At 62.8% G+C, this 15,668-nt stretch carries 17 protein-coding genes; 6 read left to right on the top strand and 11 right to left on the bottom strand.

Features of this window, described 5'->3' with window-relative positions; translation table 11 throughout:
- Positions 1-20 precede the first annotated feature (20 nt).
- The 5 genes from ABWK72_RS09840 to ABWK72_RS09820 form a co-directional block, all read right to left on the bottom strand.
- Positions 21-707, bottom strand: a complete 687-nt coding sequence (locus tag ABWK72_RS09840) for a DUF1573 domain-containing protein (protein ID WP_367874615.1) — start codon at positions 705-707, stop codon at positions 21-23.
- Positions 704-1,210, bottom strand: coding sequence for a hypothetical protein (locus ABWK72_RS09835; RefSeq protein WP_367874614.1), 507 nt, complete (start codon positions 1,208-1,210; stop codon positions 704-706). The genes ABWK72_RS09840 and ABWK72_RS09835 overlap by 4 nt, the downstream gene beginning before the upstream one ends.
- Positions 1,207-1,788, bottom strand: coding sequence for an anti-sigma factor (locus ABWK72_RS09830; protein ID WP_367874613.1), 582 nt, complete (start codon positions 1,786-1,788; stop codon positions 1,207-1,209). Before ABWK72_RS09830 ends, ABWK72_RS09835 begins: the two co-directional genes overlap by 4 nt.
- Positions 1,769-2,443, bottom strand: coding sequence for an RNA polymerase sigma factor (locus tag ABWK72_RS09825; RefSeq protein WP_367874612.1), 675 nt, complete (start codon positions 2,441-2,443; stop codon positions 1,769-1,771). Before ABWK72_RS09825 ends, ABWK72_RS09830 begins: the two co-directional genes overlap by 20 nt.
- Positions 2,444-2,882: 439 nt before the next feature.
- On the bottom strand, positions 2,883-3,563 hold the full coding sequence (locus ABWK72_RS09820) for a hypothetical protein (RefSeq protein WP_367874611.1): 681 nt from the start codon (positions 3,561-3,563) through the stop codon (positions 2,883-2,885).
- A 178-nt stretch (positions 3,564-3,741) separates the two neighbouring features.
- Here ABWK72_RS09820 and ABWK72_RS09815 point away from each other — a divergent pair, with 178 nt between their 5' ends.
- Together ABWK72_RS09815 and ABWK72_RS09810 are read left to right on the top strand one after the other, a co-directional pair.
- Positions 3,742-7,467: a phosphoribosylformylglycinamidine synthase gene (locus ABWK72_RS09815; RefSeq protein ID WP_367874610.1), complete on the top strand. Its 3,726-nt coding sequence runs from the start codon at positions 3,742-3,744 to the stop codon at positions 7,465-7,467.
- Positions 7,468-7,698: 231 nt separating this feature from the next.
- Positions 7,699-8,439, top strand: coding sequence for a Fic family protein (locus tag ABWK72_RS09810; RefSeq protein ID WP_367874609.1), 741 nt, complete (start codon positions 7,699-7,701; stop codon positions 8,437-8,439).
- Positions 8,440-8,473: 34 nt separating this feature from the next.
- Here the strand turns inward: ABWK72_RS09810 and ABWK72_RS09805 are convergent, their stop codons facing one another.
- Complete coding sequence (locus ABWK72_RS09805; protein ID WP_367874608.1) at positions 8,474-8,941, bottom strand: FKBP-type peptidyl-prolyl cis-trans isomerase; 468 nt, start codon at positions 8,939-8,941, stop codon at positions 8,474-8,476.
- Between the two features lie 83 nt (positions 8,942-9,024).
- On the bottom strand, positions 9,025-9,375 hold the full coding sequence (locus ABWK72_RS09800) for a nucleotide pyrophosphohydrolase (protein ID WP_367874607.1): 351 nt from the start codon (positions 9,373-9,375) through the stop codon (positions 9,025-9,027).
- A 137-nt stretch (positions 9,376-9,512) separates the two neighbouring features.
- On the opposite strand from ABWK72_RS09800, the gene ABWK72_RS09795 reads away from it, so the two are divergent.
- Positions 9,513-9,758 carry a hypothetical protein gene (locus tag ABWK72_RS09795; RefSeq protein WP_367874606.1) on the top strand — a complete coding sequence of 82 codons (246 nt, stop codon included), beginning with the start codon at positions 9,513-9,515 and terminating at the stop codon, positions 9,756-9,758.
- Positions 9,759-9,889: 131 nt separating this feature from the next.
- Positions 9,890-10,399, top strand: a complete 510-nt coding sequence (gene msrB, locus ABWK72_RS09790) for a peptide-methionine (R)-S-oxide reductase MsrB (protein WP_367875328.1) — start codon at positions 9,890-9,892, stop codon at positions 10,397-10,399.
- Positions 10,400-10,406: 7 nt separating this feature from the next.
- On the opposite strand, the gene ABWK72_RS09785 is transcribed toward msrB, so the two are convergent.
- The 3 genes from ABWK72_RS09785 to ABWK72_RS09775 all read right to left on the bottom strand — a co-directional run bounded on the left by ABWK72_RS09785 (position 10,407) and on the right by ABWK72_RS09775 (position 12,933).
- Positions 10,407-10,766, bottom strand: a complete 360-nt coding sequence (locus ABWK72_RS09785; protein WP_367874605.1) for an ArsR family transcriptional regulator — start codon at positions 10,764-10,766, stop codon at positions 10,407-10,409.
- 621 nt (positions 10,767-11,387) lie between these two features.
- Positions 11,388-12,194 carry a TIM barrel protein gene (locus ABWK72_RS09780; RefSeq protein WP_367874604.1) on the bottom strand — a complete coding sequence of 269 codons (807 nt, stop codon included), beginning with the start codon at positions 12,192-12,194 and terminating at the stop codon, positions 11,388-11,390.
- Between the two features lie 211 nt (positions 12,195-12,405).
- Positions 12,406-12,933 (bottom strand): PH domain-containing protein, encoded by a 528-nt coding sequence (locus tag ABWK72_RS09775; RefSeq protein ID WP_367874603.1) that lies wholly within the window; start codon positions 12,931-12,933, stop codon positions 12,406-12,408.
- Positions 12,934-13,058: 125 nt separating this feature from the next.
- On the opposite strand from ABWK72_RS09775, the gene ABWK72_RS09770 reads away from it, so the two are divergent.
- The gene (locus ABWK72_RS09770) at positions 13,059-14,141 is read left to right on the top strand and encodes a suppressor of fused domain protein (protein ID WP_367874602.1); all 1,083 of its coding nucleotides are present in this window, start codon (positions 13,059-13,061) and stop codon (positions 14,139-14,141) included.
- Positions 14,142-14,152: 11 nt separating this feature from the next.
- On the top strand, positions 14,153-14,551 hold the full coding sequence (locus tag ABWK72_RS09765; RefSeq protein WP_367874601.1) for a hypothetical protein: 399 nt from the start codon (positions 14,153-14,155) through the stop codon (positions 14,549-14,551).
- On the opposite strand, the gene ABWK72_RS09760 is transcribed toward ABWK72_RS09765, so the two are convergent.
- Positions 14,538-15,623 (bottom strand): alpha/beta hydrolase fold domain-containing protein, encoded by a 1,086-nt coding sequence (locus ABWK72_RS09760; protein ID WP_367874600.1) that lies wholly within the window; start codon positions 15,621-15,623, stop codon positions 14,538-14,540. The genes ABWK72_RS09765 and ABWK72_RS09760 overlap by 14 nt on opposite strands.
- Positions 15,624-15,668: the final 45 nt, after the last annotated feature.

The raw sequence follows: 15,668 nt of genomic DNA, 5'->3' as shown, positions 1-15,668 counted from the left end.
CGCGGAGGCTTACCGGACCCTCACGGCTTCGTCGCCGGCGCTCCCACGCTCGCGGGCTTCACCACGGCGAAAATATTCCGCGCCTGATGCCGGGGATAGGTGCAGTCCGTCATCACCCGCACCACGCCGCTGGAAGCGGCGGCGGTGGAAACCGGAGTCACCGTGATTTCGTACTTCTTCCCTTCCTCGATCGTCTTCCACTCTTGCGTGAACTTGCCATCCGCACCGGTCACGGACGTGATCAGGATCGGCTTGGTGTCGTTCATCGTCACGATCGCCGTCTTGGGCTCGGGCGCGCTGCCGATGTCCCACAGCAGAGCCTTCGGCTCTACCGAGACGAGTTCGGGGATCTTGGCGCGAATGGTCAGCACCTCGGAGGGCTTCGATGGCGGATCGCCCTTTAGCCACACCGCGGCCTTCTTCTCCACCACGCCGGTCAGCGCGGTGGTGTCCATGGAGAGGCGGATCACGCCTTCCTTGCCAGGGGCGATGGACATGCCGCCCTTGACCTGGGCCGTGAGACAGGGGCATTCGCTCTTGCAGCTCTCGATCACCACGGTCGAACTGCCGTTGTTCTTGAAGCTGAAATCGACATGAGTGGAAGTCGCCTCGAAGGGAACCTCCGACTCCAAGGTGGTATTCTCGAAGGCTAACGGCCCCGCCGCCAGCGGCAGCGCGAAACCGAGCAGGCAGGCGAGGATCCTCACGGCTTGCCTCCCTTCTCCGGGGAAAGCTCCACGGCCAGGATCAGGCGCCCGCCCTTCCATTCCGGGCCCAAGACCAGCAAGGGCTTGCCGTAGGTCATGGCGGCGTCGGTCTTGAGAATCTTCTTGCGGCTCAGCCAGAGTTCGAGATCGAGCCGCATGGTGTCATTGACCAAGGTGCTCTGGGGCTCGAAGCGGATCATCAGCTCGTCGCTGGCCGGCTGGAAGGGCTCGGCCCAATTCATGTAACTGCGGTAGAGCATCCGGTGGTCCCGGGCCAGCTCGAGATACTTGGTGTATTTCAGCTTCTGCTCGCGGGCCAGCCGCGTGGCGATCTCCGGGGAAGCGTCCTTGGCGCGCGGCCCGGCGGCGGCGGGATCGCCATTGGTCCCGAGATAGACGGTGACCTTGACCGAGCCGATGACTTCCTTGCCGGGATCGGCCTGCGCGGACGCTGGCCGGCACAGCGCGGATGCCAGAAGGGCGAGCAGAAGGCGGCGCTTCATCGCGAGAACGTATCGATGCTGGCCGTGGCCGGGGGCTCTTTTTCGACCGCGGCGGTGTCCGGCAGCTCGAAGGAATCCGGGAACGCCGAAACCCCGTCCAAGACGATCACCATGGCATCCGCCGAGGAGGAATCGAAATAGTCCGCGCTCACGCCGTCTTCCGGGGTGTAGAGGACCGGTCCCACGGTCAGCGGCGGGGGCAGGGGAGTGCTGGAGACCACACGGGTGCCAGCCCAGAAGCACAGCGCCATCCCGGCCACCGCGGTGGCGGGTAGGAACCAGCGCAGGATGCTGCCCGCTTGGCGGCGTGCCGGTGCGGCGGCGGTTGCCGGGCTCGCGGCGGCAGCTTCCCGGGCGATCTCGCGGGAGATCCGGGAATTGAAAAAGTCGGCATACGGCGGCTCCTCGGAAGCGGGCAGGTGCGCGCGCAGCAGGCTTCTCACCTGCCGGGCCTCCTCCCGCCGGGTCAACCATTCGGGCTGGCTGGCAGCCCACGCTTCCACCGTGGCGGCAGACGCGGCATCGAGCTCGTCTTCCACCCACAGGGCCAGCATTTCTTCATCGGGCATCGTATTCATCCTTCAGGAGGGATTGGAGTTTTTGGCGGGCGTAGAAAAGACGGCTCATCACCGTGCCGAGCGAGCAGCTCATCACCTCGGCGATTTCCTTATACGCCAAACCTTGGACGTCTTTCAAGATCACGGCTTCGCGATGTTCGGGAGAAAGTTTTTCGAGGGCGGCCTCGATCTTCGCCCGCAGCTCGTCCCCTGCCAATGCTTCGTCCGGGCTGCGGGCCTCGGCCGGGGTGGCGATCGCGGCCGGATCGATCCGTTCGCGGCTGAGAAGCTCGTCATTGATCTCGTCTCCGCCGCTTTCCGGGCGGCGGCGGCGGGTGAAATCATACACGCAATTGTGCGCGATCCGGTAGAGCCAGGTGGTGAAACGCGCCTTCGCCTCGAAGCGTGGCAGGGCCTGCCACGCCTTGATGAAGGCCTCTTGGGAGAGGTCCCATGCGTCGGTGTCGTTTTTGACCATATTGCGGATCATGGCGTAGATTCTTCCCCGGTGCCGGGTGACGAGTTCGTCATAGGCCCGCATGTCGCCCGCTTGCGCGCGCAGCACGAGGGTTTCGTCGTCGGGCTCGGCGGCTTCCCCGGGCGTTCCGGCAGCGGCTCCGCCGGTCCCGGCTGGTCCCAGCACGGGGTTCGACGCGAAGCGCTGGAAAATATTCATCGTTTCGGGACCTGGCGCGCGGGCAACGGAGGAGAAAAATCGCCGCGGCAGGGCCGTCGGGATGCGCGGGAAGATGAGCAGGGAGGCCAAAGTTCCAAGTAAGAAGTGCGGCGCAGCGGGGTGGAAGTTCCAAGTGAGAAGGACCAAGTGCCAACAAAAGCCGTCGGGGCTGACCCCATGAGTTCTTTCTGCCTTTTTGGCACTTGGTCCTTCTCACTTGGAACTTTCGTCTACCCCCACGATTGCGTACTTGGAAAGGGAGCAAAATCGGACATGATGACTCCCGTAAGCCGAACGGTCCCCCCGCCGCAGCGGCTTGCACTCCCCCCGAGAAAGAGCCGCCCTTCCCCCGAGGACGGAAAATACCAAAGGAGAAACCCGCTGCCTTCGTTCCCCCAACGGCGCTAGCGGGTTTTTCTTGTACCCGGGACAAGGCTGCTCACTCCGCGGGCAGATGCGGCAGCGGCTCGCCCCAGTCCTCGAAGATTTCCTGTTTCGTCGGCTGCCTCTTGCCGATTGCCTCGAGCGCCGCGGCATCGGTGGAAACGGTCATGCCGATGCCATGGCTGTCGTTGCCCCTGTAAGCATAGAGCTTCAGGTGGCACTTCCCGACCTGCCAAATGTAGCATTCGGAGGGGTAGGTCAGGTCGTCTTGGGTGCGATAATGGCGGGGCAAAGTCCCGCAGGCCTTGGTGAAATGCGTGTGGAGCGCAGCGGCGATGCGGCGGAGCGCCTTGCCGGTAATGGCCTGGTTTTTGGGGTTGTCGGCATAGCCCGGCAGGTCGTCCGCGGTCGTCATGCGGTCCAGATAGTCGTAGAAGGGTGTGCAGAGGGAGAAGCGATAGGCGTCCTCGAAGGCATCGCATGCCAGAGGAAACAGCCCCTTTTGGTCCACCAGCAGGCCGGTATTGCTGATCCGCCAGATCTCCGCGTCCGCCTTCAGCGCGAGCTTGGCCCGGAAGCAATCGTTCGGCGTCTTGCCGGCGACCTGCACCTCGCCATCGCGGATGGTGAAATTCGACGCGATCCACGCCGCCGTCGCCTCAGGGTCGGGCGGCGGGGCCGGATCGACGGCCAGGAGCTTGCAGGTGAAGACGAGGAGTAGGGCGAAAATGCGCACGGGAGTGGATACGGGGAGAAATCGCCGATCATTGAAGAAATCAACCCCTCACCAATCTTCCCACCGTCCATCGGACTTCAAGCTGGTTTAGGCCCCCGACCGGATTTCCGGGGATACCCGGCTTGCCCTCCGGGGGGTGGCGGTTAGCATCCACCGCCTCCGCAGCTCGCAGTCGCCCATGAATCGCATTTTTGTCGAAAAGAAGCCCGAATTCAATGCCGAGGCCCGCCACCTCCTGCACGATCTCAAGGAATCGCTGGGGCTGGCCGCGCTGGAAGGCGTGCGGATCATCCAGCGCTACGACCTCGACGGGCTTTCGGACGAAGAATTTTCCCAAGCCGCCCGGCTGATCCTGTCCGAGCCGCAGGTGGATGAAACCTCCTCCGACTTGGCGCTGGCAGGGGATGAGACGGCTTTCGCGGTCGAGTATCTGCCGGGGCAATTCGACCAGCGCGCGGACTCGGCGGCGCAGTGCGTGCAGATCCTGACCGGGAAGGAGCGGCCGCTCGTCGGCTCGGCGAAGGTGATCCTGCTCAAAGGCTCGCTCTCACAAGACGATGTCGCCCGGGTGAAGGGCTACGTGATCAATGCCGTCGATTCCCACGAGGCACGCATGGACCTGCCGGAGACCTTGCAGCCGGTCATCCACTCGCCCGCCGACGTGGCGATCCTGAAAGGTTTCACCGCGAAGCCCGCCGAAGCACTGGCCACCCTGCGCAAGGAACTCGGTCTGGCGATGTCCGATGCCGATCTCGTCTTCTGCCAATCTTACTTCCGCGATGAAGAAAAGCGCGACCCCAGCATCACCGAGATCCGGATGCTGGATACCTATTGGTCCGATCACTGCCGCCACACCACTTTCCTGACGAAGATCGATGAGGTCGCCTTCGAAGAGGGCACGGAACCGGTCCAGGCCGCATGGAACACCTACGTCGCCACGCGCACGAAGCTCGGTCGCAATGAAAAGCCGGTGACGCTCATGGACATCGCGCTGCTCGGCATGCGCGAACTCAAGGCCTCCGGCGAACTCGATAACCTCGAAGTCTCCGAGGAGGTCAACGCGGCCTCGATCGTGGTCCCGGTGAGCATCGATGGCGGTGCCGAGGAAGAGTGGCTGGTGATGTTCAAGAACGAGACCCACAACCACCCGACCGAAATCGAGCCCTTCGGCGGCGCGGCGACTTGCCTCGGCGGCTGCATCCGCGATCCTCTCTCGGGCCGCTCGTACGTCTATCAGGCGATGCGCGTGACCGGCGCGGGCAATCCTTTAACGCCTTTCGCGGAGACCCTCCCGGGCAAGCTGCCTCAGAAGAAAATCTGCCAGATCGCGGCCCACGGTTACTCTTCCTACGGCAACCAGATCGGCCTCGCGACCGGGCAGGTCGCGGAGGTCTATCACCCCGGCTACGTGGCGAAGCGGATGGAGATCGGCGCGGTGGTCTCGGCGGCTCCTCGCTCGCAGGTTTATCGCGGCGCCCCGGCCGCGGGAGATGTGATCCTGCTGATCGGTGGCCGCACCGGACGCGATGGCGTGGGCGGCGCGACCGGTTCCTCCAAGGAGCACACCGACACCGCGCTGGAGAATTCCGCGGAGGTCCAGAAGGGCGATGCGCCGACGGAACGCAAGATCCAGCGGCTCTTCCGCAATCCGGAACTCACGAAGAAGATCAAGATCTGCAACGACTTCGGCGCGGGCGGCGTGTCGGTGGCGATCGGCGAGATCGCCCCTTCACTGGAGATCGATCTCGATGCGGTGCCGAAGAAATACGAAGGCCTCGATGGCACGGAACTCGCGATCTCCGAATCGCAGGAGCGCATGGCCGTGTGCATCGACCCGGCGGACGCGGCTTATTTCATCGCCGAGTGCGATAAGGAAAACCTCGAGTGCAAGAAAGTCGCGGACGTGACCGACACCGGCCGCCTGCGGATGAAGTGGCGCGGCAAGACGATCGTCGATCTCAGCCGGACCTTCCTCGACACGAACGGCGTGCAGCAGCTTGCCAAGGTCCACGTCGCCGCACCGCAGGGCCCCTTCCAATCCGCCTTCAAATCCTGGGCCAGTCCTTACGAACTGCTCGCCGATCTCAACTACTGCTCGCAGAAGGGTCTGGGCGAACGCTTCGATTCCTCGGTCGGCGCGGGCACGGTCCTGTGGCCCTTCGGCGGCAAGAATCAGCTCACCCCGCCGGACGCGATGGTCGCGAAGCTGCCTCTGTTAGAAGGGAGCACGGAGGCCTGCACCCACATGAGCTGGGGCTTCAATCCGTATCTGGCCGCTTGGTCGCCCTTCCACGGCGCGGTCTACGCGGTGACGGAATCCGTGTGCAAGGCCGTGGCCTCCGGCGCGCGGCTGACCGATATCCGCCTGACCCTGCAGGAGTACTTCCCGAAGCTCGGCAATGATCCCGCGCGTTGGGGCCTGCCCTTCGCGGCGCTGCTCGGTGCCTATCACGCGCAGCACGGCCTGCGGCTCGCGGCCATCGGCGGGAAGGACTCGATGTCGGGTTCCTTCAACGATCTCGATGTCCCGCCGACGCTGGTGTCCTTCGCCCTCGCACCCGGCAAGGCCGGGCTGGCCCTGTCCCCGGAATTCAAGAAGGAAGGCAGCAAGCTCTCGCTCGTCACCGTGCCGCGCGATGCCGACCATCTGCCGGACTTCGCGAAGCTGCGCGAGGTCGCCGCCGCGCTGCATGCGCTGAACGTGGAAGGCAAGATCCTCTCGATGAAAGCGCTCGGCTCCGGCGGCCTGATGCACGGGATGGCCCTCGGCGTTTTCGGCAATGGCATCGGGGCGGACATCACCGCCCCGCTGGATCTCTATGCGGAGCGCTACTTCAGCTTCCTGATCGAGCACGACGCCGATCTAACCGAACTCCCGGGTGCGGAACTGATCGGTGCCACGCGCGGCTCGTGGCGGATCGGTGCGGCTGGCAAGAGCCACGACGTGGAAGCGCTGCTCGACGATTGGCGCGATACCCTGGCACCGATCTTCCCCGGCACTCCCGATGGCGGCGTGGGCCGCTGGACTGCCGATGAAAATGGCGGCGTGCTCGAGCGGGTCCTGCGGCGCCCTGACCGGCGCAGCGGTTCCCTCGCATCGATCGCGAGGCCGCGGGTCCTCATCCCCGCCTTCCCCGGCACCAACAGCGAATACGATTCGGCGAAGGCCTTCAACGAAGCCGGCGCGGTCGCGGAGATCCAAGTCTTCCGTAACCTGACCCCGCGGCAGCTCGAGGAATCTCTGGAAGCCTTCGCGGCGAAAATTCGCGAGTCGCAGATCCTGATGTTCCCCGGCGGCTTCAGCGCCGGCGACGAGCCGGACGGCTCCGCGAAATTCATCGCCACGGTGATCCGCAATCCACGGGTGGCCGATGCCATCATGGATCTTCTCAAGAACCGCGAGGGCCTGATCCTCGGCGTCTGCAATGGCTTCCAAGCCCTGATCAAGACCGGCCTCGTGCCCTACGGCGAGATCCGCGATCCGGATGCCGCGGCCCCGACGCTTACCTTCAATACCATCGGCCGCCACGTCTCCTGCTACGTGAACACGCGCATCGTCAGCACGATTTCGCCATGGATGGCCGGGATGGAAGCGGGGCAATTGCACAGCCTGCCGGTCTCCCACGGGGAAGGCCGCTTTCTGGCGAGCCCGCAGGTCATCGCGCAACTGGCGGCCAAGGGCCAGATCACGACGCAGTATGTCGATCAAGCCGACAAGCCCTCGATGCACATCCGGGACAATCCGAACGGCTCGGTCTTCGCCGTCGAAGGCATCACCAGCCCCTGCGGCCGCGTCTTCGGCAAGATGGCGCACACCGAGCGCAGCGGCAGCCTCGTCGCGAAGAACATCCCGGGCGAGAAGCGCCAGCCGATCTTCAGCGCGGGCGTGAGGTGGTTTGCGTAGAACACACGCCACATCATTCCGTGCCCGCGATTGCGTAATGGCGATCGCCGCAAAATCGGACATGATGACCCCCGTAAGCAACGCCGCTCCCCCCGGCAGCCGCGCTTGCAAATCCCCCCGAACACCCAAAGGCGAAACCCGCTGCTCGCGTTCCCCCCAAGACGCCGCCAGCGGGTTTTTCTTTTTCCTGCCTCGCCGTTCTCGCAGCCCCGCGTCTAGGCTGACAGCGCAATGGACTTCGCGGAGATCGATAAGCTCAAAGCCCGCCTCGATGCCCGGCGGCCTCTCGATCCGGCGATCGTACGCAATCTCCACGAGGATCTCATTGTCCGTTGGACCTATCACTCCAATGCGATCGAGGGCAACACCCTGACGCTTCAGGAAACCAAGGTTGCGCTTGAAGGCATCACCATCGGCGGGAAGACCTTGAGGGAACACTTGGAAGCCATCAATCACCGCGATGCGATCCTTTATCTGGAGTCACTCGTGGCCGACCCTGCTCCATTCTCCGAGTGGCAAATCAACTCGCTCCATCAGTTGATCTTGCGCGGAATCGATAATGACAACGCCGGCCGCTACCGGCAGGTCAACGTGCGGATTTCAGGCGCGGAGCACTTGCCGCCGGACGCCTTGAAGGTGGCTGAATTGATGAGCGGCTTCTTGGATTGGTATCACGGAGCGGCGGCATCGCTGCATCCCGTCGAGCGTGCGGCCCGGGTGCACTCGGACTTCGTGAAGATCCATCCCTTCGTGGACGGCAATGGACGGACCTCGCGGCTGCTGATGAATCTGGAACTGGTCAAAGCCGGATTCCCGGCTGCGGTCCTGCCCGTCAGCGAGCGCCTGAACTACTATCAGGCTCTCGACGAGGATCATGTGCGCGGAAACGGGCAACCCTTCCTCGAACTGATCGCTCGTTGCGTGGTCCAGAGCTTCGAGCCCTATTGGCACGCACTCGGCGAAAACGGGTAGCGGCCTTTCGAAGAGGCCGCCACCGGTCAAATCCTCAAGGTGCCTTGATATCGAGCAGCTCGACTTCGAAAACGAGCGTGGCGTTCCCCGGGATCTTCGGCGGACGGCCTTGTTCGCCGTAGGCGAGCTTCCCCGGGATCTCGAACTTGAACTTGTCGCCCTTCTTCATGAGCTGCAGGCCTTCGGTCCAGCCCTTGATGACCTGATTCAGCGGGAAGCTGGCAGGCTGCTTGCGGTCCACCGAGCTGTCGAAAACCTTCCCGTCCAGGAAAGTGCCGTGGTAGTGGACGGTCACCGTGTCGGTGGCATTCGGCGAGGTGTCGCCGTCGCCCTTCTTGAGCACCCAATACTTCAGGCCGCTCGCGGTGGTCTTCGGCTCCTCTGCCTTCTCGGCAGGTGCCTTTTCTTCCTTCGGCGCGGCGGGAGCGGGAGCCTTATCCTCGGCAGAGGCGGTGGCACAAAAGGCCGCAAGCGCGGCAATGGAAAGCGATGTCGTCTTCATGGATAGCTTCATGGGATGTAATGGAGAATCTTCCGCACCTCCGGCAGAGGTCAAGCCGCGACCCTGTTCCACGGCGGATCGCCTCAGAGTTCGTTGTACTTGAGATTGTTCCCCCGCGATTTCTCGGCGGGGTAGCGCTGCTCGTTGCGCGCGATCTTCGCTTCCATCACCTCGCCCAGGTTCATGCCGAGCAGGTCGGCCATCTCGAAAAGCAGGATCCCCACATCGGCGATCTCTGAGGCGATTTCGTCATGTTTCTCCGCCGCGCGGCGGTCGACCTGGTCCGGTTGCTGCCAGACGAAGTGCTGGAGCAGTTCCCCGGCCTCCGCGGCGATCGCGACCGCCATGTCCTTCGGGTTGTGGAACTGCTGCCACTCCCTTGCGGCGACGAAGGCGCGGATGCGGGAGGTGAGATCGGAGATGGAGTCGGACATGGTTGGGACGAACTCGGAGGATTGGATTGCCGTTTCCCGATGTCGAATGGAAAGGCTCCTCGGGGGAACCTCGTGAAATGAAGGTGAAGAAAATGCCGCAAAGTTGCACGAGTGGAATACCTGTGCATGGTGTTCTGATGCACCCCTCTGAACCCGGACCTCAGTCCGACCCTCTGAAATGCCACGTCGGGGACTGGGTCCCCGCCTCGGCACCCACCGTCTCGAATTGGAACACCCGCACCGGCATCTACTGGTACTTGGTCGGCGGCTTCGTGCGACGGCGGATGCAGGGTGCGGGACCGGTGAATCCGGCCACCCCCTGGGGATTTGAGCTGAAGCGAAATTCCGCCGCGGCGGGCGACGTATGGGTGCGGAGTTCCTGAGCGGCGGAATACCCCGCCTCTTGCATCCTCTTCCCCGCGTGCGTAAGTCTCTTCAGATGAAATCCGCCCTGCTGCTTGTCGCTGCCGTCACGCTCTGCGCTTGCACGGCGGAGGAAAAGAAAGATGCCCCTATGGAAACGACCACCACCGCCCCGCAACAGCCGACCGCCAAGGTCGAGAAAACCGATGAGGAGTGGAAGAAGACCCTCACTCCCGAGCAGTACCGCATCCTCCGCCAAGCCGGTACCGAGCGTGCCGATGGCGATGTCTACAAGCAATTCAAGGCGCAGGGAGGCGGCACCTATTACTGTGCCGGCTGCGGCGCGGAACTTTTCACTTCGAATGAGAAGTTCGACAGCCACTGCGGCTGGCCGTCCTTCTACGACCCCTCCAAGGCCAAGAACGTCGTCACCAAGGACGATTACTCCGGCGGCATGGTCCGCACCGAGGTGAACTGCGCGAAGTGCGGCGGCCACCTCGGCCACCTTTTCAAGGGCGAGGGCTTCGGCACGCCGACCGACCAGCGCTATTGCATCAATGGCACTGTCCTCAAGTTCGTCCCCGCCGGCGCCGCCAAGCCCGAACCGGCCAAGAAAGAGGAGCCGAAGAAGGAAGAGCCGAAGGCCGGGGAGAAGAAGTAGGCGGCACCTATTTCTCCGCTTGGGAGATCACCGGTTTTCCTTTGGCACGCGGACGCCGACGGGTGCCAAAGAACTCTGCGCGCGACTCCGCGCTTATGCCCTCGTAAATCACTGCCACCAGATCCTTCAAGCGGGCGGCGAGGCGCGACTTGGCATTCCAAGTATAGACCAAGGTGCGGCCTTGGGATTTGGAGACAAGAGTCCCGGCACGGGAAAATTTCTCCAACTGCCGCTGCACGGAATCGAGCGAGATGGCGAAATCCGCCGAGACCGCCCTGCCGTAGGACTCCCCATAATGATAAACGTGCAGCAAGACCGCTTCCGCCGCCCGGCTCCCGAAAAGATCCGCAAGAGCGGTCGAACTCATGACTTGATCTTCAGGTCATTTGACCCATGATTCAAGTCATAAATGGGAGGTCCGAATTGGAAGGTCCGCAGCGAAAAGGAACTTAACCCTTCCCCCGCAGCGACCCCGCGTGCGCCGATGCAGCCTCGCCTTCCCATTTTCAGGACTTTGGCCTTTTACTGCGGCCTTTTTCCCATCGTGCTGCTGTTCTGGGCTTGGGCGGACTCACGTAGCCATTGGACTCTGTGGCAAATCCGGCGCGGGGTGGATCGTGTTATCTGGCTTGAGTTGGAAGAGTCCGCGCTGCATTTCGGTGAGTCGCTCACTCATATCCCGGGCCGACCCTATCTCGGCGGAACCCACTCCGCGATGCCCGCTGATCGCTCGAGCCTATTGTTGCGGCAATCTTTCCCCCGTCCCACCGAGAGCTGGTTCCCGGAACCCCGGACCGTCCGCAAATCGGACAGCGATCACACGTTTTCCCCGATCAGCGTCACTTATTACGTCCTGCCTCTTTGGCTGATCCTGGGTTGCTACCTGCCAGCATGGTTTGCGGTCATGACTTGGAGTGCATGGCGGATCTCTGTCCGTCACAAGCGCTCCCTGCCCTAGCGAAACCTCAACCGGCAACGGAGACAGACCTCACTGCCCCGACTTCAAATCCGTCTGATACAACCTCTCCGCCGCCCTGCGCGCATCGCCACCCAGCGGCAGACACTCCGCACCGAAGGGCAGGGGAAGCTCCAGCTCCCGTGCGCGTTTGAAGACCTCGCTGTAATTCACCTCGCCCGTGCCCGGCTCATTCCGCCCGGGAGAGTCGGCGAACTGGACATAGCCGATCCACTCGCGGTGCATCTCAAGGTTGTCGATGAGGTTGCCCTCGGAGCGCTGCATGTGAAAGAGATCCCAGTTCAGCCGCACCCACGGCGAGTTCACCGCCTTGCAGATCGCCACCCCATCGGCGCTGCCGTAGAGGCAGTGGTCCGGGTGGTTGTAAGGATTCATCGGCTCTACGATGATCATCTTGCGCTTGGCCGCGAGCACCGGCAGCGCGGCGGTAAGCTTGTCGATCACGGCGGCATGCATCTGCTCCTTGCTCAGGCCGGGGATGTTATCGCCGGCGACCACGGTCATCAGCTCGCAGCCGGGCAGCAGTTCCGCGGCATCGCAGGCGGCACTGATCTCCGCCACGAAGTCCTCCTTCGGAAAGTCGGGATGATTGATCTGCTGCCCGAATCCCCAAGCCGTGAACTGGGTCGCGGTCATGCCATGCTTCCGCAGGGCGGCAGCGCCGGCCACAAGGTCCTTGTCGCGCCAGGTCCACAACTCGATCGCCGGAAAACCTAGCGCCGCCGCCTGTTCGATGCGCTCCACGAAGTCACCCTCGAACCACATCTCGATATTGACGGCGATGGGCGTGTGCGGGGTCCGGCCTGGAAATTCGGTCATGCGAAGAGGGAAAATCGGATCAGCCCGCTTGGCACGCGGATTTTAAGAAGAACGAACCGCGGAGGGTCACATGCCTATCCTCGCAGATAAAGGAACCGCCAAGACGCCAAGAACGCCAAGTTTCAAAACCTTGGCGAACTTGGCGTCTTGGCGGTTCATTTTCCGATGCCTTTCTCCGCGATCTCCGCGCCTCTGCGGTAGACTCTTCTCTTCAAACCATGGTCCCTTGATCCTGGCCATCATCGTGATGATGGCCGCCTTCCGCCGCAGCGGTCTCGTCGAAATCCACTTCGCGCACGCGCTTGCGGTCCCGCCAGTATTCCACCTGCTTGCGCAGGGTCTCGCGGAGATTGTCGCCATCGCGCACCGCCTTGATTTCGATCCGCGGCTGCGAGCGGTCGGATGTCTCGATGATCAGCGTGGAAAGCCCGAAGACGCGATACCAGAAGGGCCGTTCCATCGAGGTATCCTTCACCCGGTAGAGCTCCACATCGTCGATCTTCTGGTTGAAGATCCCTTCGACCAAACGGATCCGCTCGGTGGTCAGCTCATGGCGGATGCTCCGCGTGACGACAAAGGTCCAGATCGCCCAGCCGATCGGCAGGACCAGCGCCGCCCAAGCCGGTGGAAAGAAGATGCCGCCGACCCCGATGCCGATGGCGACCAGCAAGGCAACGAGGTACTTGCCTAGATTCAGCACCTGCGACGGACTGCCTTTCCAAAGAACTTCTTCACTCACCCTGCCAGACTGCCCGAAGCGGCCCCGGTTCAACAAGTGGAGAAATAGGCGGGATTTGGAGAGGCAGGCCTCACACGGAAAAATTCCCTCGCGAGGCGATACGGTGATCTTCAATCTCAACGGCAATGGAGACTGTGATCGTTTTTGAAGCCAGCTCGCCTCATGGCAATCTCGAGGCCATCGTGGAACAGGATGAGCGGGTGGCCTATCTCTACGTGAGCGCGACCGAAAACGACCGCCTCCCGGTCAAATCATGCTGGGTCCGGAACCTCGGCCACGCGCCGGAGGAGCTGGATCGAAGCGGAATGAATGATGGGATTCCGCCGATGCTGCCCCGCAGGAATTGTCGCGATCCGCAAGGAGCAAGTCCTCTCGAAACATCACAACTGGAGATCGTCTGGTTTCCGGAAGGTGACGGAGTTGCGCTGTTGGAAAAGGGGGAGATGCTTGCCGTGATCCCGCCATGGGGGATTGTCGGAGACTTCCCCGGCTACGCGCGTGACGCACTCGGGGAGTCCAAATTGTGCTGGGGACTTCAGGACGACACCCTCATGCGGAAGCGCATTTCGGAGGCCATCGATTACTGGGAACAATGGGATGCCGAGGAAAGTCCTTGGGCCAAGTGCCAAAATGCGTTCCTCAACGAATATGAGCGCGTGCTCGGTCCACATAGTCGGTATTTCGGAATCGACGGTGGCCGCTGGCCTGCCAAGGCGCTGATCCAGACCGATCTCGAGGACGGCACCTACCTTTCGACCCTTGGTATCTCCTTGCGCCCGCAGCCCCAGATCGAGATGTACTGCGAAACCCCCTCCGAATTCCGCAGATTTGAATTCGCTGCCTGTTTCGCACCGGGGACCAATCCGGAAACCATCCCGAGAATGGCCGCTTACTTGTCGGGCCAATCCTCCCTCCCGTGGCAGCGTTTCACTTTCTTGGGAAATGGACACACCATCCCCTGCGACGCCTTCGCCGGCGATTCGGACCTCTGCCGCTTCACTTCGGTTCTTCTTGTCGATCAGCCCGAGAGCGCTCCGCAGTTCAGTTTCCCAACGCCCGGAGGGGACCGAATTTCACTGCTGTGGGTCGTGCCCATCACCGAAGCGGAGAGAGAGATCGCCGTGAGCAAGGGCAGCAAAGAACTGATCGCGAGTTTTCCCGCCAATTGGCCCCTTCATGTCATTGGCTTGCGTCCCGCTTCAACGTGAACCCGGCAAGCATGCGAGCCCAATACCACCTGCGGAATTCAGATCGCGGACTGCTCGCATGGGATGTCCGACGCCTGATCGCGCTCACCTCCGATCTAACAGCATTCGACCTTCCTCTGAATGAAATCCAGGAGCTCGACGAGTGCTTCTGGTTCGCCCGCGAAGGCGACACACCCACGTGCCGGAAGATCGCCGACCATGCCAAGCTGATCGCCGGGACGGACTTGAGCTATCCGATCATCGTCGATCCGGCAGGACGCGTGATGGATGGCATGCACCGGGTCTGCAAGGCCGTGATGGAGAATAGAACCACCGTTCGCGCAGTGAGGCTGCCGGTCCTGCCGGAGCCGGACTTCGTCGGAGTGGAAGCGAAGGATTTGCCCTATCTCGACGGAATCAATTCACCTTGATCGGCGCATCCGAGATCTCCCCCGGAATGCCGCGCAGTTCCTTATCCAGGAAGGTCTTGATCCGGCGGTTCAGATCGTCGTTCGCGAAGCCGTGGCCGGCACCCTGCATCACGATCAGGTGGCTCTCCACCGCTGCCTTCTTGAGCTTCGCATGGATCTCCTCCGCCTGCGCGAGAGGCACCAGCGTATCCTCCGTGCCGTGGGCGGTCAGGAAGGGCGCGTCGTCCTTGCTGATCCAGGTGACGGCGGAAGCCTGGCGCGCGTTCTCCATCACCTCCTCCTTTTTCGTGCCGAGCAGCTTCGGGATCATCTCGCCCTTCATCAGCTTCTCGAAGGTCGTGTCGGGACCGAAGAAGCTGAGGAAATCCGTGGGCCCGAAAAAGTTCACCACGCACTGCACCCGGCTGCTGATCTTCGCGAACTTGCCAAGCGTGCCTTCCAGCAGCGGCTCGTCGTTGCCCGTGCCCAGCACCGACACCAACTGCCCGCCCGCGGACATGCCCATGATGCCGATGTGGTCGGGGTCGATCCCGTATTCCGCGGCATTCGCGCGCAGGAAACGGATCGCCGCCTTGCAATCGTGGATCTGCGCCGGCCACTGCGCTTCCTGGGTCAGGCGGTAGTTAATCGTCGCCGCCACGTAGTCACCGCTCGAAGCGAGCAGCCTCGCGACCGGCAGACCATCCTCCTTGCGTCCCGCCAGCCAGCCGCCGCCGTGGATGAAGACCACCAGCGGGCGCTTCTTCGTCGCCGCATCCTTCGGCACGATCAGGTCGAGCGCCTGACGCGGGTTCTTGCCGCCCACGTAGTCGATGTTCTTGAAATGGGAGAATGCCGCGCCACCCGCGGGCGCTTTCGGCAGGCTGTTCGCCGCGATGAGCGCCGCCTGGAACTCCGCCCGGTCCACCGACTTGTCGCCATTCGTATCCACCAGCGGGAAGTGCGGGCGGAGATTCTCCGGGACCTCGGTCAGCGACAGCTTGCCGTTCTTGTCAGTATCGAGCGAGGCGAAGGGATCCGCCTGCGCGAATGCGGACGGAGCGAGAAGCAGCAGAAACAAGGGCCAGCGCATGATCGGAGAAAACACCGGAATGCGGCCGCTGTCGCGGGGAAAGTG

It is taken from the genome of Luteolibacter sp. Populi (genome assembly GCF_040801775.1).
Taxonomy (GTDB): domain Bacteria; phylum Verrucomicrobiota; class Verrucomicrobiia; order Verrucomicrobiales; family Akkermansiaceae; genus Haloferula.
Note: the sequence above shows the minus strand (reverse complement) of the source record. Positions and strands in the feature narration are given on the sequence as shown.